The 15,762-nt window shown below is 57.8% G+C and carries 19 protein-coding genes; 10 read left to right on the top strand and 9 right to left on the bottom strand.

The features are described 5' to 3' along the window. The first annotated feature begins 9 nt into the window (after positions 1–9). From AC50YL_RS07400 to AC50YL_RS07360, 9 genes are all read left to right on the top strand, one after another. Positions 10–525, top strand: a complete 516-nt coding sequence (locus AC50YL_RS07400) for a GNAT family N-acetyltransferase (protein ID WP_494830617.1) — start codon at positions 10–12, stop codon at positions 523–525. A gap of 124 nt (positions 526–649) precedes the next feature. Beyond that, positions 650–1,102, top strand: a complete 453-nt coding sequence (locus AC50YL_RS07395) for a hypothetical protein (protein WP_494830615.1) — start codon at positions 650–652, stop codon at positions 1,100–1,102. Positions 1,103–1,291: 189 nt separating this feature from the next. Beyond that, on the top strand, positions 1,292–2,182 hold the full coding sequence (locus AC50YL_RS07390; RefSeq protein ID WP_494830613.1) for an NAD-dependent epimerase/dehydratase family protein: 891 nt from the start codon (positions 1,292–1,294) through the stop codon (positions 2,180–2,182). Then, entirely contained in the window at positions 2,179–2,673 is a 495-nt protein-coding gene (infC, locus tag AC50YL_RS07385) for a translation initiation factor IF-3 (RefSeq protein WP_494830611.1), read from the top strand. The genes AC50YL_RS07390 and infC overlap by 4 nt, the downstream gene beginning before the upstream one ends. 165 nt (positions 2,674–2,838) lie before the next feature. Further along, on the top strand, positions 2,839–3,516 hold the full coding sequence (locus AC50YL_RS07380) for a FadR/GntR family transcriptional regulator (RefSeq protein WP_494830609.1): 678 nt from the start codon (positions 2,839–2,841) through the stop codon (positions 3,514–3,516). Between the two features lie 100 nt (positions 3,517–3,616). Continuing rightward, positions 3,617–4,939 carry an ABC transporter substrate-binding protein gene (locus tag AC50YL_RS07375; RefSeq protein WP_494830607.1) on the top strand — a complete coding sequence of 441 codons (1,323 nt, stop codon included), beginning with the start codon at positions 3,617–3,619 and terminating at the stop codon, positions 4,937–4,939. A gap of 72 nt (positions 4,940–5,011) precedes the next feature. Continuing rightward, on the top strand, positions 5,012–5,893 hold the full coding sequence (locus AC50YL_RS07370; protein ID WP_494830605.1) for a carbohydrate ABC transporter permease: 882 nt from the start codon (positions 5,012–5,014) through the stop codon (positions 5,891–5,893). Continuing rightward, positions 5,893–6,717, top strand: a complete 825-nt coding sequence (locus AC50YL_RS07365; RefSeq protein WP_161742871.1) for a carbohydrate ABC transporter permease — start codon at positions 5,893–5,895, stop codon at positions 6,715–6,717. The genes AC50YL_RS07370 and AC50YL_RS07365 overlap by 1 nt, the downstream gene beginning before the upstream one ends. After that, positions 6,714–7,904: a trans-sulfuration enzyme family protein gene (locus AC50YL_RS07360; RefSeq protein ID WP_494830603.1), complete on the top strand. Its 1,191-nt coding sequence runs from the start codon at positions 6,714–6,716 to the stop codon at positions 7,902–7,904. Before AC50YL_RS07365 ends, AC50YL_RS07360 begins: the two co-directional genes overlap by 4 nt. Positions 7,905–7,979: 75 nt before the next feature. Here AC50YL_RS07360 and AC50YL_RS07355 read toward each other — a convergent pair whose 3' ends face one another. From AC50YL_RS07355 to AC50YL_RS07335, 5 genes are all read right to left on the bottom strand, one after another. Continuing rightward, a complete protein-coding gene (locus AC50YL_RS07355) occupies positions 7,980–8,255 on the bottom strand; it encodes a hypothetical protein (RefSeq protein ID WP_494830601.1) in 276 nt (91 codons plus the stop codon). A gap of 111 nt (positions 8,256–8,366) precedes the next feature. Further along, a complete protein-coding gene (locus AC50YL_RS07350) occupies positions 8,367–9,323 on the bottom strand; it encodes a hypothetical protein (protein WP_494830600.1) in 957 nt (318 codons plus the stop codon). Positions 9,324–9,344: 21 nt separating this feature from the next. Then, on the bottom strand, positions 9,345–10,343 hold the full coding sequence (locus tag AC50YL_RS07345) for a hypothetical protein (protein WP_494830599.1): 999 nt from the start codon (positions 10,341–10,343) through the stop codon (positions 9,345–9,347). A gap of 8 nt (positions 10,344–10,351) precedes the next feature. Then, on the bottom strand, positions 10,352–11,278 hold the full coding sequence (locus tag AC50YL_RS07340) for a helix-turn-helix transcriptional regulator (RefSeq protein WP_494830598.1): 927 nt from the start codon (positions 11,276–11,278) through the stop codon (positions 10,352–10,354). 136 nt (positions 11,279–11,414) lie between these two features. Continuing rightward, a complete protein-coding gene (locus AC50YL_RS07335) occupies positions 11,415–11,603 on the bottom strand; it encodes a hypothetical protein (RefSeq protein ID WP_494830597.1) in 189 nt (62 codons plus the stop codon). A 247-nt stretch (positions 11,604–11,850) separates the two neighbouring features. Here AC50YL_RS07335 and AC50YL_RS07330 point away from each other — a divergent pair, with 247 nt between their 5' ends. Next, positions 11,851–12,357, top strand: a complete 507-nt coding sequence (locus AC50YL_RS07330) for a hypothetical protein (protein ID WP_494830596.1) — start codon at positions 11,851–11,853, stop codon at positions 12,355–12,357. Between the two features lie 166 nt (positions 12,358–12,523). Here the strand turns inward: AC50YL_RS07330 and AC50YL_RS07325 are convergent, their stop codons facing one another. The 4 genes from AC50YL_RS07325 to AC50YL_RS07310 form a co-directional block, all read right to left on the bottom strand. Continuing rightward, complete coding sequence (locus AC50YL_RS07325) at positions 12,524–13,234, bottom strand: PspA/IM30 family protein (RefSeq protein ID WP_494830594.1); 711 nt, start codon at positions 13,232–13,234, stop codon at positions 12,524–12,526. A 54-nt stretch (positions 13,235–13,288) separates the two neighbouring features. Continuing rightward, positions 13,289–13,513, bottom strand: a complete 225-nt coding sequence (locus AC50YL_RS07320; RefSeq protein ID WP_494830593.1) for a PspC domain-containing protein — start codon at positions 13,511–13,513, stop codon at positions 13,289–13,291. Between the two features lie 671 nt (positions 13,514–14,184). Further along, positions 14,185–14,931, bottom strand: coding sequence for an SDR family NAD(P)-dependent oxidoreductase (locus AC50YL_RS07315; protein ID WP_494830592.1), 747 nt, complete (start codon positions 14,929–14,931; stop codon positions 14,185–14,187). Positions 14,932–15,071: 140 nt separating this feature from the next. Next, positions 15,072–15,515: a MarR family winged helix-turn-helix transcriptional regulator gene (locus AC50YL_RS07310; protein ID WP_494830591.1), complete on the bottom strand. Its 444-nt coding sequence runs from the start codon at positions 15,513–15,515 to the stop codon at positions 15,072–15,074. Positions 15,516–15,762: the final 247 nt, after the last annotated feature.

Below are 15,762 nucleotides of genomic sequence, written 5' to 3'. Positions count from 1 at the left end.
GGAGGACGCATGGACATTCAACTCAAGCAAGTGGAAAGCGAAGCGCTCAAGGCGATATGGAAGGCCGCGTTCGAAGCCCGGCATATTTTGCGCCAAGAAGAATATTACGATAGGTGTTTGCTTGAGAATACGTCAGGGCTCCGCATGACGCTGCTTGCTTTCGCCGACGGGCAAGTCGCGGGCTGCGCGCATTTGAAGTACGAGTCCGGTTATCCGCATTTCAGGAACAAGCATATTCCGGAGATCAACGATTTGCTGGTATTTCCCGCGTTTCGGAAGCATGGCATCGCCAACCGGCTCATGGAGGAATTCGAGACGATCGTCAATTGGCATTATAACCATATCGGGATCGGCGTGGGGCTGTACAAGGATTACGGCGCGGCCCAGCGCATCTATTGCCGGAGAGGCTACGTTCCGGACGGGAACGGCGTGATGTATCAAGACAATGAAGTAACGCCGGGAGACATGGTGCGGGTCGACGATGAGCTGGTGCTGTATTTCGTGAAGGAACTGGATTATGATTGACCGGGGCATTCCGGATCCGGAGAGCGAGGTTCGCCGCATTAACGAAGCACCTGCGCTAGGCCGATAAGAAGGTCAGAGTCCGGTCATTCGAGATATCCCGCGACCACCGAGAGGAGCAGCCGTCTTGCAGAAGCGAAAGCGCATCATCGTCATCTTCTCCGTCGTGATTGCCGTCCTTGCCGTTATTCTGATTAACCGCGTTATCAAGCAAAACCGGACCGCGGCCGACTTGAACGTCCTGCAGCAAAGCATAGATACGGCGTTCAGGACGCAGCTCAGCCTCGCGACGTCGAGCTTGGGCACGGATTTCGACGAGGATGAATCCAACTTCAATACATGCGTGGCGGCCGTCGCGGCCGCGGCCGCCTTGGCCGACCAGACGAGCTACGAGTCGAGGAACGACCTTATCGACGTGGCGCTGAATCGTTTCAGCAAAATTTTGCTCAATCCCGAGAACAGGCAGACCGTCTCCGAGCATTCGCCCGAGCTGCGGAACCTGTTCGTGAAACTGACCATGAATCCGGCCGACGTCGAGACGACGCGAACGTTGTCCGCTTTTATCGGCAACGTGAAATAAGCCGGTTGGGCGATTTTAATCGTTAGAGGAGCTGCCGGAGAGGCAGTTCCTTTTTCCCGTTCATGGGCCAAAGGGCGGGGGTCCGGCGTCTTAACACACATTACACAATTGGGAAGCCCAAATGCCTTTGCGCCAAGGGGCCGGATATGGCAAGATAGTAAAGCACATTGAACAAGGAGCGTGGAACGCATGCGTAAAATAATCGTGCTCGGCGGAACGAGGTTTTTCGGCAGGAAGCTGGTGGAACGGCTGCTCGCGGCCGGAGACGAAGTCGCCATACTGACCAGGGGCGGGCTGCCCAATCCGTTCGGAGACCGCGTGAAGCACATCCAGGCCGATCGGAAGGATGCGACCGCGCTGCGCGAGGCTCTGGGCGACGAGAAGTACGACGTCGTCTACGACAACATTTGCTACCTGCCGCAGGAAGCGGAGGAAGCCGTGAAGCTGTTCGCGGGCCGCGCCGGCAAATACGTGGTGACGTCGTCGCTCAGCGTCTATCCCTACGGGGGAGCGGGCAAGACGGAAGCGATGTTCGACGCGCAGGGTTACGAGCTTCCGAGCCCCTACCCGGCGGACATCGATTATAGCGAAGGCAAGCGGCTCGTAGAGGCCGTTCTGCTGCAGAAGGCGTCGTTCCCGGTCGCCGCGGCGCGGTTCCCGATCGTGCTCGGCACGGAGGATTATACCCGGCGGCTGCATTTTCATGTCGAGCATGTGCTGCAGGGGCGGCCGATCGGCATTCCGGCTCCGGATGCCGCAATGTCGTTCATTTTGGCGGACGAAGCGGCGGAGTTCCTCGATTGGCTCGGCCGGTCCTCTGCCGAAGGGCCGTACAATGCGTGTTCCCGCGGGGAGATCACGCCGGGCGGCATCGTGCGGCTGATCGAAGAGGCGACCGGCAAGTCCGCGAACGTCGTGCCGGAGGCGGACGAAGCGGATCAGTCGCCGTTCGGCATTCCGGAGCCGTGGTACATGGATACGGCGAAGGCGGAGGCCGAAGGCTTCGCGTTCCGGGAATTAAGCGATTGGCTGCCCGGGCTGATCGAGCGGCTCGCGCAGGAGGAGCGTACGTCCTCATGATCGTGAACGAGCAGATCAAAGCGTCCGAGGTACAGCTGACGGGCATCGACGGCGAGGATCTCGGCATCGTCTCCCGCAGCGAGGCGCTCGCGCTGGCCAAGCGGCACGACGTCGATTTGGTATGCATCTCCTTGATGAGCAGCCCGCCGCCCTGCCGGCTCGTCAGCCGCGGCGCGGCCAAGCAGGACATGAACGCGCGCAAGCGGGACGAGAAACGCAAGGAGCAGCCGCAGAAGACGAAGGAAATCCGCCTGACGCCGCATATCGAAGAGCATGACTACGATACGAAATTGCGCCAGGTGGAGAAGCTGCTGGAATCCGGCCATGCGGTGGAGCTGACGGTGCGCGTGCAGGGCAAGGAAGGCCAGCAGGCGAAGGCGCTGCTGGAACGGCTGCTCGCCGATCTCAAGGGTCGCGGCGCCAAGGAAACGGGCATTCAAGTAAGCGGCAAGGGCGCAGCCGTAAAGGTCGTCCCGGTGCCGCAGCCATAAGGCGCAAGCGGTCGCCGCGAGCGGATGCCGCAGCCATAAGGAAACTTCAGCCTGCAATTGGTTGAAGTTTCCTTACATGTTATGGCAGTATTTGTTGACTTTTGAGAATTGCTAAATTACTATAAACCTGTCAGATAGGATGCTAGGAAGAGGAGGGCAGGAACCATGCGCAAAATTCAGAAGATTCTCGTGCACGAGCAAGTCTCGCAAGAGATTCAAAACTATATTCAAGAGAAGGAAATGTCGGATGGCGACAAGCTTCCTTCGGTCGAAGAAATGACGCATATGTTCGGCGTCGGCCGTTCGTCGCTGCGCGAGGCGCTGCGTTCCCTCGAAGCCTTGGATATCATACAAGTCGAGAACGGCAAGGGCATTTTCGTCCGCGACGTGAACACCTTCCGTTTCATGGGCAAAGTGAAGATCGAGCAGGAGCGCAACTTCCTCCTGGATACGCTGGAGGTGCGCAGAGCGCTCGAGGGGCAGGCCGTCCGGCTGGCGTCCAAACGGATCGACGACACCCAGATCGCGGAGATCGACGCTTGCCTGGAGGAGTACCGCAGGCAAAAAGAAGCCGGCGACGACACGTCGCAGATCGATCTGGCGTTTCACCGCGCGATCATCAAAGCGACCGGCAACCAGGTGCTCGAGAGCGTACTGGATTCGTTTTCCGTCATGTACGAGCGATTTTTCAACGAGCCGCTCGGCGACAAGCAGCTGTTCGACGACACCTATCCCTTTCATATTACAATGTTCGACGCAATCAAAGCCCATCAGACGGAAATCGCCATGCAGGAATTCTATAAAATGATGGATTGTATCGAAAATAAACTGAAAAGTGTCTAATATTCGAAGGTTTTTATTGACAGAACTATAACGCTTTCATATAATCAAACCTATCAGACAGGATGACTGTATGATACATCTGGATAGGGGGAAGATCGATATGACAAGGCGTAAAAAGGTTTCGGCTTTACTGCTATGCGGTGCTTTGTCTGCCGGACTTTTGGCGGGCTGCGGCAGCAACAATGACTCATCCACCGGCGACAACGGCGCCGGCGACAAACAAGTCACGCTTCGGATGATCGAAAGCTTGACGAGTCCCAAACGGACGGAGCTGCTTCAGGCTTCCATCGACAAATTCGAAACTGCAAACCCGAACATCAAAGTGGAATTGATCTCGCCCCCGTTTGACCAAGCCGACAATAAAATCAGAACGATGCTTGGCGCCAAGGAAGATCTGGATGTCGTCGAAGTGCGCGATTTGACCGTAGCGGAATTCGTGAACAACGGGTTCATCGAGCCGCTGAACGATTTTGCCGACAAATGGTCGGATTATTCGACGGTCAGCGCGATCTCCAAGTCGCTCGGTTCCGTCGGGGACAAGCTGTACTTCGTCCCGAACGGCCTCTACGAGCGCCAGCTGTTCTACCGCGCGGACTGGTTCAAGGAGCAAGGGCTGAACCCGCCGGCAACGTGGGACGAGCTGTACGAAACGGCCAAGAAACTAACGGATCCATCCAAAAACCGCTACGGCTTCTCGTTCCGCGGGGGCGCAGGCTCCAACGGCACGACGGACGCGATGGTGCTGGCTTACAACGGCGACAACGTGAATCTCGAAGATTCCATGTTCACCAAAGACGGCAAAACCATCTTCTCGACGCCGGAAGCCAAGGCTTCGATGGAACTCTATCTCAAATTATATAAAGACGCTTCGCCGCCGGACTCCGTCAACTGGGGCTTCCAAGAGCAAGTGCAGGCGTTCACTTCCGGCGTAACCGGCATGCTGCTGCAGGATCCGGACGTTATCCAATCGCTGCAGGAGAAAATGGCCGAAGGCACATGGGCAACGGCGCCGCTGCAAGCTGGACCGACCGGCAAAGCGCTGCTCGCGGCAGGCGGAGCAGGCTGGGGCATGGCGGCCAACTCCGAGCATAAAGAAGAGGCATGGAAGCTGATCTCGTTCCTGTCCAGCCCGGCCGAAAACACCGAATTCTCGAAAGCCTACGGCCTGATTCCGATTCATACGTCGGCAGCCGAAGACGAATTCTTCAAAACCGGCCCTTACAAAACGCTGCTCGACATGACGAACGCGCCGGATAAATTCGTGAACTTCAAACCGCCTTTCGAATATCCGGGCACCGGACAATGGGGTCAAGTGGAAATGGAATCGGGTCAAGCGCTGCTGCTCGGCCAAGCTTCCCTGGACGATACGCTGAAGAAATGGGACGAGTATTGGACGGACCAGAAGTCCAAGTTGGGCAAGTAACGTCGGTCGATCGATTCGGGAGGGGCGGCTCAAGCCGCCCTTCCTACATTCCAGAAGCAAGGCGGTGCGAAAATGAAAAATCAAAAGATCTTTATACTATCGGGGCTGATCCCCGCCTTGTTATTAGTATTGGCATTCACGTACTATCCCTTCCTGAAGGGGATCATCATGGCGTTCCAGGATTATAAGCTGTTCGATCTTCGTCATGTCCGGTTTGTCGGATTCGATAATTTCAAGGCGGCTTTCCATGATCCCAAATTTCTCGTCGCGCTCAAGAACAGCGGTTACTGGGTATTCTTCTCGCTTATTTTCCAATTCGTGCTCGGCCTGGCGCTGGCGCTTCTCTTGAAGAAGCCGTTCAGGGGCAGAGGCATTTTTCAAGGCTTCGCTTTCTATTCCTGGGCCTTGTCCGGTTTCCTGATCGGGATGATCTGGAAATGGATGTTCAACTCGCAAATCGGCGTCATCAACGATCTCCTGCTTCGCGTCGGCATTATCCACGAACGGATCGGATTCCTCTCGAATCCGAAGTGGGCGATGACGTCCGTCATTATTGCCAATGTCTGGTACGGCATCGCTTTCTTTGCCATCATGCTGCTCGCGGCGCTCCAATCCGTGCCGTCGGAGCTGTACGAGGCGGCCGACATGGACGGCGCGACGGGCATTCGCAAGCTGTGGAACGTGACGCTTCCATATATTCTGCCGACCATCATCGCCACGACGTTGCTGCGGGCGATTTGGATATTCAACGATCCGACGATCATCTACGGCTTGACCAACGGCGGTCCTGCCGGAAGCACGCATATTTTGTCTTCGCTCATGCTCGATAAGATCATTTATGCCGGCGATTACGGGGCGGCTTCGGCGATCGGCGTCATCATGATCGTGCTGCTGCTGTTGTATACGATCTTCTTCCTCACCGTCACCAAGGCCGAGAAAGTAGGTGACTTCTAATGACGGGATTGCAAAAGACGCTCAAGGTCGTGTTCCTGGGGCTGTACCTGCTGGTCATGGTATTCCCGCTGTATTGGATCGTCATCACGTCGCTCAAGCCGCAGAAGGATATCTTCTCCTTCCCGCTTCGGTATTGGCCGCAGAAGTTCACGATGGACAACTACGTGAACATCTTCAAAATCTCGAAATTTCACATCTATATCGGAAACAGCTTGATCGTGGCGATCATCGCGGCGCTGATCGTGCTCGTCATCTCGGTGTTGAGCGCGTACGTGCTGGCGCGGTTCAAATTCCGCGGCCACAGCCAAATCATGCTGGCGTTCTTCTTGACCCAGATGCTGCCGGGCTTTATCGCGCTGGCGCCGCTGTACCTCATGATGAGCAAGATGGACCTGCTGAACACGCGATTCTCGCTCGTGCTCATGTATACCGTCGGGCTGATTCCGTTCTCGACGATCATGCTGCGCGGCTTCTTCCAGCGGATTCCTTCCAGCCTGGAGGAAGCGGCGATGATCGACGGCTGCTCGCGTTGGTCGGCCCTGCTGCGGGTCATCATTCCCGTCATGCTGCCGGGGATCGCGTCGACGTTTATCTTCGCCTTCGTGCAAAACTGGAACGAGCTGTTCCTCGCGGTCATGTTCATCGATAACGATGCCTTGAAGACGCTGCCCGTCGCGATGAACTCGTTCATCCTGAAATTCGACGTCGACTGGGGCGCCATGTCGGCCGGAGCGGTGCTATCCATCATTCCGACCATCGTCATCTTTGCGTTCGCCCAGCGTTTCATTGTAGAAGGTTTAACACAAGGAGCCGAAAAAGGATGAGCAACACGGATAACAACCAACCAGACCGCAAGCGCGGCAACATAGAGAAGCAATTTACCAAAACGGCTTACGATCCGATCGATACCCGGCATCAAGGCGCGATCCACGTGCCGGTCTACCAGAACAGCCTGTTCGCCTTCGAGACGTACGAGGCGTTCAGCGATGCGGTCAAGCAGCCGATGCACAACCATGTTTATTCCCGGGGAAATAACCCGACCGTCGAATACCTCGAGAACAAGCTGGCGGACCTGGAAGCGGCCGAAGCGGCAAAATGCTTCGCCTCGGGCATGGGCGCGATCACCGCGGCCATCATGTCCTTCGTCGCGCAGGGCGACCACATCGTCTGCGTGGACCAAGCCTACGGGCCGACCAAGGAATTCCTGTCCGTGTACCTCAGCCGCTTCGGCGTGGAGACGACGTTCGTCGACGGGCGACTCCTCGAGAACATACGCGAGGCCGTAAAGCCGAACACGAAGCTGATCTATCTGGAGAGCCCGACGACGATGTTCTTCGAACTGCAAAACCTGCGCGAATGCGCGGCATACGCGCGCAGCATCGGGATTCGCACGATGATCGACAACACGTGGGCGACGCCGGTGTACCAGAATCCGCTTGCCCATGGCATCGATCTGGTCGTGCATTCCATCACGAAGTACATCGCCGGCCACAGCGACTGCGTCGGCGGCGTTGTCCTTGGCTCCCGGGAGCTCGTCGACCGCATCGGCAACAACGAATACATGCTGTTCGGCGCGATCATGACGCCGCAGGCCGCGGCTCTGATCTCCAAAGGACTGCGCACGCTGCCGCTTCGCATGCAGCGCCACGAGACGAGCGGCTTGACCGTCGCGGAGCATGTCCGCACGCTGCCGTTCGTGCACCGCGTGAATCATCCCGGCCTGCCGAACCATCCGCAGCACGAGCTGGCCGCCAGCCAGATGTCCGGTTACAGCAGCTTGTTCTCCTTCATTACGAAGGTGCCGATCGAGACGATGAAAGCTTGGGCGGACAAGCTGAAGTATTTCAAAATCGGCGTTAGCTGGGGCGGTTTCGAAAGCCTCGTCACCGTCAATCAGGCGGGCAAGCAGCTGGAAGAAGGCAGTCTCGTCAGGCTGTATATCGGCCTCGAAAGCCCGCAGGATCTTATGGCGGATATCGACCAAGCGTCGGAATCGCTCTCCCTGCTGTAAAGCAGCGCGTACGACAATCGCCCCTTCCCGGCCGACAGGCCGGGAAGGGGCGATTTTTTTGGCGTATCGGGCGTATCAGTAGGAGTGCCGGTCATAACGCGAATGCTGATTCGACAGCGCGTGATGATCGTACTCGTCCGGCTCGCGTTCGAGATCGTCGTCGTCGCTATGCCCGCTCCTGCTGCTGCCGTCGAAGGCATGCTGCACGTTGTCGACGAATTCCCCGACCGCGTCGCTGACCATATCGAGGGGACCGGAATCCTCGTGCTCCTTCGGCGTATTGATGCCTGCCGCGGTGTTCGAGGTTTCGTTGTACCTTTCGTCGTAGTCGTCGCGGTTTTTCTTCTTCATGGGTCCGCACCGCCTTTTCTGCCTGATTTGGAGGACTGTTCCAAGCGCATCGCTACTATATTACCCCGATGCGCGGGATTACACTCAGGAAAGTCCCCGCGATCGCGGCGGTCAGCGCAGGGCGATATCCCCGAAACGGTTATGGAGGCGTTCGCGCATTAGCGACTTCATGGAAGCGACGGCCTGGTCCTCCAGCTCCATGGCTTCCCGCAAGAGGCGAACGGCGCGTAGATCATCTCCGGGCCGCAAGCAGAGCGACAGTTGGGCGAACCGGTCCGATACTTGCGCATAGCAAGCGGCGATCGGCTCGCATGCCGGCCAGATCATGGCCAGCCGGTCGGCGTAGGCGGCAACGTCCCGCTTTGCGGCGGCATACCGGCAGATCAAACTTGCCGCTTCTTGCCAACGATACACTCCGTTGTCTATGCATTTAATAAACGCGTAGTAAGCTTGTTTGCCGCAGGCGTAGTTGTGCTCCGGGAGCATCGGGTCATGCGTCTCCCATTTGTAGATCGCCTGCATGAACGATTCCCGGTAGATCTCCAGCTCGTCGACCGCCAGCTGCGCTTCGAGCGTCTGGTAATACCAATAGGGCGTTGCATTGCGCCCGAACTCGCCGTAAGGGAGCCGTTTGAGCGCTCCTTCGGGATCGGTTCCGTCGTCGTAGAGCAGCATGGCCGCTTCATCGTCGTAGCCGGCGGCGATCACGAAATCGTCCTTCCAGAAGACCGCGCCTATCCCGTTGTCGATGGATTGTTTGATCATGGCTACGGCTTGCTTTTGGTATAGGGGAAACGTTGGGGCGAAGCTGAAGCCGGCCTTCGAGGAGGCGGTAACGCCGATGAAATCGGCCGCGAGAAAATGCTCGGCCACCCAGTTGTAAGCATGCCAGGAATCCGCTTTCAGCTCGCGGTCCACCGTGAACCGGAAGCCGTTCACGGTCATGCCGGCCAGCATCGATTTGGATTGCGGGAACCAGCCGCGATGCGTCAATATAGCGTGCATCGCGTCGATATAGGAACGGGATTCGCGCGTCATCCGCAATCCGGTCAAGCGTTTGTTACCCATGTCGTCGGGCCCCCCCTGTCGTCAGCGAGGCGTATGGTTGCCCCACCGTGGAATCGTGGACCGCTTGCGGTCCGGGTATTGCGCCGACAATCGGCGGAAAACGGCGATGGCCTCCTCTTCCAGCGCTTCGGCCTGCCGCATAACTTCGCATAACGCGGCGATGCGGGCGGGATCGATGCGCTTGCCGTGCGGTCCTGCGGTCAAGCATGCTTGGGCGGCCGGGAGGATGCCGCGCAGCTTCGCGTAGAGCGAAGCCGCGTCCCCCAACCCCGGCAGCGCGTGCCGGACGTCGTGCAAATAATCCGCGATCTCGCCCCGCGTATACGCGTAATCCTCCAAAATATAACCGGCGCCGCGTTCGTCGTAATCCCCGCGTTCGAGTCCCTCCATGAAAAAGGCGAAGGCCAGTTTGCCGGAAGCCAGCTCGGTATCGGGCAATGTTTTATAGGGCGTTTCCCAATCGCGAACGGCAAGCCGCAGCGACTCAGACACTGCATCCGCAAGCTCGATCTCCACGCGCTCCCCGAACGTTTGGCAGTACCAGAAAGACGTGAAATTCAAGCCGAAATTATCGTACAATACGACGCTATTGTCGGCATTCCAGCCATCCTGCACATAGAAAACCTCGTCTTCGTCGTCGTAACCGCAGATGACCCCGAACTCGGGTATCCAGTAGATGACGCCGATCCCCATATCGAGGGATTGCTTCGCCCAGCTCACCGCGTCGCGCTGATAATGCGGAAACGTGGGGTGGCGCGTGCGTCCGGCATCCAAGATCGTGAATAGACCGAGGTTCTCGACGGCGGGCTCATGCTCGTTGCCCCACTGGCCGTACGCCGAGACGGAGAGGGGGAGGAGCTTGCGGTGGACCGTGAATTTGAATGCCATCGCGCTCAAGCCGGCGAGCATATACTTCGGACCGTCGAACAGTCCGGCTGCCGTCAGGACGGCATAGAGGCTGTCCACGTAGGATTTGGATTGTCGTTTCATTCGAATCATGTCCAGCATGACGCGTGCCATGGCGGCATTCACTCCTCTCTCGTTCCGTGCAGTCGCTCAAGGATGCCGCTGCAGGTTCGCTCCAGCTTCTCGCGGAGCCATTTGGGCGCGAGCAGCGTTTCCCAGGCGTCGCCGGCGATCCATAGTTGCTGCAGGAAGGCGTCCGCGTCATGGAATTCCACGATCGCCACGAGCGGCTCGGGGGAGCTGCGAACGCGGTACCCCTGCCAAGTCGAACCGTCGGCCGGCGCGGCCAGCTTGAGCTTGGCGGCGAACGGTTTCTTCACGGTTCCGGGACCGCTGCCGCCGCTCCATTCCAGCGCTTCCAGACCGGCGGGATCGAACCGCGCGGACGTCATGGTCAGGCTGACGATGCAATCGAGCCGGAACAGGCGCTGCCGCTGCCGCGTCGCGGAATACGCGTCCACGTAATCGCAATTATGGCGGGAGACCAGCTTTAGCGGCCAGATCGCATGCGTTTCCGTCTCCGGACCTTCCTTGTACGCCATCGTGACGACGGCATGAGCGGCAGCGGCGGCGTTCAGGCGTTCCATATGATCCATTATGCGGGGGTTCACGTCGAAGACCGGCAAGCGCAGCTCCGGGGAGGCCGAAGCTTCCGGGGCGAAGCGGTCGAGCAGATCCGCGATCCGCTTGGCCGCCGGAGCGCCGTCGTAATCGTACTGCCTGTAGCGCCCAGCCAGATAGTTCAAAATCTTCTTCTCTTCATCGGTCATATACAGCAGCGGAAGCGCGTATGTTTTATCCTCGTAACAATAACCGCGGTACTTCGCAACGTAGAGCAGGGGGGCTGATAAGGAATAGGCCAAGTATTCGATATCGCGCTGCGCCTGGCGCTTGGATATTTCGAACCGCTGCGCCAGCATGGAGCTGTTCGGATAGCTGCCTTCTCTGATCTGACCGTCGAACCACCGGATCCGGTGAAGGTTGCTCATTGGATCACCCCTATTTTGCAAACGCATTCTGGCTACGATTTATTACAACATTGCGCTTCGCATGAGGCAAGCGGATTTTTATCGGACCGTATTCGGGAAGCCCGGCCCGTTCCCGGATAGGGAGCGGGCGCGGAGATCAGATTGCCTGTGCGTCGACCTTGCTCTGCGGCGCATGAATGCACCGTTTGCATACTTTTATCGACGTGCCGTCCGATTTGGCCCTGGGATAAAGCAGTTTGATGCGCGTTCGGCTGCAGATGGGGCAAGTTCCCCGGCCTCTGGCGGGCAGGCTCCATAAGATGCGGCCCCGTTTTGTTTTTGCCATTGGAATAGCGATCCTCGTTTCGTTGAACAGTGGTAGGTGCAGTTCCAGTGTATACCGGCCGGTACGACATAAAATGTCGTAGCGGAACGCGACGCTATGGTTTGCCGTATTAGATGCTAACGTGACAAAACCGTCTTATGAAATCGTACGGCGGCATGGCTGTCGCATTGGATTGTAAGGTTTTGGCTTATGCGGGCGGCTATGGTATAATCACAGGCAATTCTATAACCGTTATCCGGAGGCGATTATGCTTAGTTTCGAACAGAAGCTTACGATATTGGAGTCCTTTCCCGAGCTCAGCCGAAAGGACGTGTCGCTCGGCCGCGTCAATTACCAGTACGAGGAGAGCCTCTACGACAAGAAAAACGTTGCGTTTCATCTTCATCCCAACGGCAACGGATTTATTTATGCCGGTCATCTGAGCGGTTACGATATGGACGACAAGGGCTTCGTGAACATTCGCGATTACGACGAGCCGGCATTTCGCAAGCTGGTGGAGGAGGCGATCCGTTCCTTGTCCGTGCGCGAGCCCGAGCCTGCCGTCGCAGCCAAGAAGACGTCTTCTTCTTCCCGCGGAGGCGGCAGGGGGAACGCGTCGACGACCGTCTGGCACGGCGCGGATAAGCAAACGTTGACCTTGAAGCACGAGGACGACCTCTGGTACGTGTACGCCGGCGCCAACTTGGAAATGGTCCTGGAAACTTACGAGGAAGCGGAGCAGTATTTGCATGAGGAAGGGTTCTTCCTGCTCTAAGCTCCGCGGAAACGCGCGCATCAAACAGCCCGGCCCGTTCGGTTGAACGGAACCGGGCTGTTTTTGGTTTTCGTGCGTCGCGTCGCTTCGGTTGTCATACAAAAATCCTGCGCATCCGCGCAGGATTTTTGGAGAATTCGAAAGAAACGGCGACCGTGCGCAAGGCTTACTCCGAATCCGTCGGCAGCTTCTTGCGAAGCTGCTCCAGCTGTTCGTCGACGAGCGAGGCTTTTGCCGGATTCGCCGTGCCGGCGGATACCGGGCCGCCGTAAGGACCGCCGTATGCTTGCGTCGCGTACGGGCTTCGGGAAGCTTCGAGATGGGCTTCCCACAGCGCGATTTTTTCTTCCATGCGCTGAAAGCCGCGCGAGGCGCTGCCGCCGTCCAGCACGGCGGGACCAGCGCTGAAGCTCGGCATGGAGGTGCGGGATTTTGCCGCGGCCTGCTGCATGCGGTTGATCAGCTCGTCGCGTTTCTTCAACAGCTGCGGCAGCTCGGCTTTGGCCGTTTCCAGCCGAACCGCGAGCTCGGCGATTTGCCGTTTGGCATTGTCGTGCCAGGTGCCGTATTCCTTCGCTTTTTCCTCGTAATGGAGCTTAGCGGCCAATGCCTCGCGGGCATGCGCCTCTTGGCCGGCTCTCATGGCCTCCAAGGCGGTCTTTTCATATTGTTCGGCCAGGACGGACGCTTCGTGCGCCTGCTGCTGCGTGCCTTTGGCGAGCGCCTCCTGCTTGAGCAGCTCATGCTGCGCGTTCGCGATCTCGTCCTGCATGCGGCGGACGTACTGATTCATCATCATGGCCGGGTCTTCCAGCTTATCGAGCAGCTCATTGGCCGCGGCCTGCGTGATATTGAACAAGCGGTTAAAAATTCCCATTGCGTTCATCTCCTAGAATAGTGAGTTTAGGCATTGCGTCGACTGCATGAACGATCAACCGTAATAGCGCAACGGATCGGGGCTGAGGACCTCGAAGGGCGCTTTCGGAACCAGCACGCTGGCCAGGATGTAGACCAGCAGCGTGGCGCCGAGGCTGAATACCCCGGAGATCAGAAGCAAGAGTCTAACGATGGTGGCGTCAACGCCGAGCCATTGGCCGATCCCGCCGGCAAGGCCGGTCAATTTGCGGTCCATTGTGGAACGATAGAGCTTTTTCATGAAAATTCTCTCCTTTGCGGATGGCTTGATTACGATTTCTGCTGCCTGTTAGCGTCCTTGTTATGGTGTCAACCGATATCCTTAGTGTAAAGGGAGCGGCGTCTTCCCGAAACGGTCCAGCGGCGGTTTTGGTGTCTGGCCTTAAGGCGGGGAACGACTACGACCTGAGGCGGCCCGGGGTGCCTTGGAATGAAGCGGCGATCGTCAAAGCCCGGCCTGTCGACGCCAAAAAAAGGAGCCGCCCCTTGGGGCAGCTCCTTCAATGATCATGCGCTATCCAGCCATATTCGCCGCCCGTGTTCCGCGGATGCGTTACGGCCGCGATCGCGGCCTAATACGGCGGCACTCGTGCACCGCAAACGCGCTTGTGCTTCTCGGCATCACGCGGCCTTTTGCGACGGCAATTGTACAACGCAAACGCGGCGCTGCTTCTCGAAATCACGCGGCCTTTTGCGACGGCAATTGTACATCGCAAACGCGCTCTGCTTCTCGAAATCACTCGCCTGCTGCGGCGGCACTTGTACATCGCACAAACGCGCTCTGCTTCTCGAAATCACGCAGCCTTCTGCGGCGGCACTTGTACATCGCACAAACGCGCTATGCTTCTCGAAATCACGCAGCCTGCTGCGGCGGGCAATTGCGCATCGCTACGCGCCGGTGCCGACACGGCGTCAGGCGATCGTCAGCCCGCCGTCGACCGCGATGATTTGCCCCGTGATCCAGTCCGCCTCGGGATCGGCCAAGTGCATGATCCAGCGCGCCACGTCGTCCGGCACTCCTCTGCGCCCGAGCGGGATGGATTGAACCTCGTGCTCCTTGACCGCGGCGATCTGCTCGTCGGAGAGCTTCATTCGATCGCGAAGGAACTCCGTCTCCACCGGTCCGGAGGCGATCGCGTTCACGCGAATGCCCTTCGGGGCGAGCTCGAGCGACCAGCACCGCGTCAGTTGTTCCACGGCCGCCTTGCTCGCCGAATAGAGCGAGAGCTCGGCGGCCGCTTTGCTTCCGAAGGTGCTGGAGATGTTGATGATCGTGCCCTTGGTTTTCTCCAGATGCGGCAGGGCGGCCGCGGCAAGCAGCGTCGGTCCCGCGACATTCACGGCGAAAATATCGTTAATCGCCTGCGCGTTCACCGTCGCGAGCGGCTGGATCGCGCCGCTGCCCGCATTGTTGACGACGATATCGAGACGTCCCCAGCGCTCGATGGCCGCGGCGACCGTCCGGGCGGCCGCTTCCGGATCGGCGGCATCCGCCGTGAAGCCTTCGATGTTCGGATGGCTGGCGGCGATCTCATCCAGCACGCCGGTTCTGCGTCCGGTAATCAGCACCTTCGCGCCTTTCGAGGCGAGCAATCGAGCCGCCGCCAATCCGATACCGCCGCTGCCGCCCGTGATAATCGCAACCTTGTCTTTATACATGTGTGTATAACATCTCCTTTTGGTGTGTGAACTAATCTCTGCTTCGAGAAAATATATTGTTTATATTAGCTAACTAATAATTAATTAATTAATCAAAATTCAGATGCCGCCCTTTCATCGAAGGGCGATGGAGCAGACGGTTAAAATAACTTTTTCAGCAGTCCCTTTAGCTGTTCCTGCTCTTGAACGGTAAGCTTCTCGCCGATGTTTCCGGCGATCGTCCGTTCGTAGACCGGCCATACGTCGGTAATGAGACGGTGGCCTTCGGGCGTCAATCGAACCAGAATTCTTCTTCTGTTCGTAGGATCGAATTCGCGCTCGATCCGGCCGGCTTTCTCCAACGCGTTCAATAAATTGCTGATATTCGCCCTCGTCACCGCAAGGTCGTCGCTGAGCTCGGATGGGAGCATCGGAGTATCGCCGGAGCGGAGCGCTACCAGCAGGCACCACCGGCCAAGCGTCAGGTCGAAGCTCGCCAGCCGTTCCTCCAGTTGCCGGACCAGATGATGATTGGTCTTATACAGCGTCAGAAAAACGTCGACCGTCATGGCGGGTTGTTCGAAAGGATTCCATTTCTCGATCATAAAACCTCCTCTGCCGCAAATGCCGCGATTGCATGCGTAAACGGGGACTGCAGATGAACAGTTAATTAATTAACTATTCGAAGATTAACAATAATCGAGTCTTTTGTCAACCTCGCGAACCTAACCGTAGAGGAAGGAGCACAGCGCGGAACTGATCTAACTTTGTCACGGCAGCCACGGGTTCATATCCATCGGATACAGCTACCGGAATGACGTGCATGAAGAAAAAGGCAGTCAGGACATGGTC

The organism is Paenibacillus sp. J22P277 (genome assembly GCF_059383675.1).
This window is presented reverse-complemented; position numbering and strand designations above follow the sequence as displayed.

Excerpts from the sequence above, each read along its gene's own strand:
- AC50YL_RS07400 (WP_494830617.1), top strand. The coding sequence starts at position 10 with ATGGACATTCAACTCAAGCAAGTGGAAAGCGAAGCGCTCAAGGCGATA.
- AC50YL_RS07390 (WP_494830613.1), top strand. The coding sequence starts at position 1,292 with ATGCGTAAAATAATCGTGCTCGGCGGAACGAGGTTTTTCGGCAGGAAG.
- infC (WP_494830611.1), top strand. The coding sequence starts at position 2,179 with ATGATCGTGAACGAGCAGATCAAAGCGTCCGAGGTACAGCTGACGGGC.
- AC50YL_RS07380 (WP_494830609.1), top strand. The coding sequence starts at position 2,839 with ATGCGCAAAATTCAGAAGATTCTCGTGCACGAGCAAGTCTCGCAAGAG.
- AC50YL_RS07375 (WP_494830607.1), top strand. The coding sequence starts at position 3,617 with ATGACAAGGCGTAAAAAGGTTTCGGCTTTACTGCTATGCGGTGCTTTG.
- AC50YL_RS07370 (WP_494830605.1), top strand. The coding sequence starts at position 5,012 with ATGAAAAATCAAAAGATCTTTATACTATCGGGGCTGATCCCCGCCTTG.
- AC50YL_RS07365 (WP_161742871.1), top strand. The coding sequence starts at position 5,893 with ATGACGGGATTGCAAAAGACGCTCAAGGTCGTGTTCCTGGGGCTGTAC.
- AC50YL_RS07360 (WP_494830603.1), top strand. The coding sequence starts at position 6,714 with ATGAGCAACACGGATAACAACCAACCAGACCGCAAGCGCGGCAACATA.
- AC50YL_RS07355 (WP_494830601.1), bottom strand. The coding sequence starts at position 8,255 with ATGAAGAAGAAAAACCGCGACGACTACGACGAAAGGTACAACGAAACC.
- AC50YL_RS07350 (WP_494830600.1), bottom strand. The coding sequence starts at position 9,323 with ATGGGTAACAAACGCTTGACCGGATTGCGGATGACGCGCGAATCCCGT.
- AC50YL_RS07345 (WP_494830599.1), bottom strand. The coding sequence starts at position 10,343 with ATGGCACGCGTCATGCTGGACATGATTCGAATGAAACGACAATCCAAA.
- AC50YL_RS07340 (WP_494830598.1), bottom strand. The coding sequence starts at position 11,278 with ATGAGCAACCTTCACCGGATCCGGTGGTTCGACGGTCAGATCAGAGAA.
- AC50YL_RS07335 (WP_494830597.1), bottom strand. The coding sequence starts at position 11,603 with ATGGCAAAAACAAAACGGGGCCGCATCTTATGGAGCCTGCCCGCCAGA.
- AC50YL_RS07330 (WP_494830596.1), top strand. The coding sequence starts at position 11,851 with ATGCTTAGTTTCGAACAGAAGCTTACGATATTGGAGTCCTTTCCCGAG.
- AC50YL_RS07325 (WP_494830594.1), bottom strand. The coding sequence starts at position 13,234 with ATGGGAATTTTTAACCGCTTGTTCAATATCACGCAGGCCGCGGCCAAT.
- AC50YL_RS07320 (WP_494830593.1), bottom strand. The coding sequence starts at position 13,513 with ATGAAAAAGCTCTATCGTTCCACAATGGACCGCAAATTGACCGGCCTT.
- AC50YL_RS07315 (WP_494830592.1), bottom strand. The coding sequence starts at position 14,931 with ATGTATAAAGACAAGGTTGCGATTATCACGGGCGGCAGCGGCGGTATC.
- AC50YL_RS07310 (WP_494830591.1), bottom strand. The coding sequence starts at position 15,515 with ATGATCGAGAAATGGAATCCTTTCGAACAACCCGCCATGACGGTCGAC.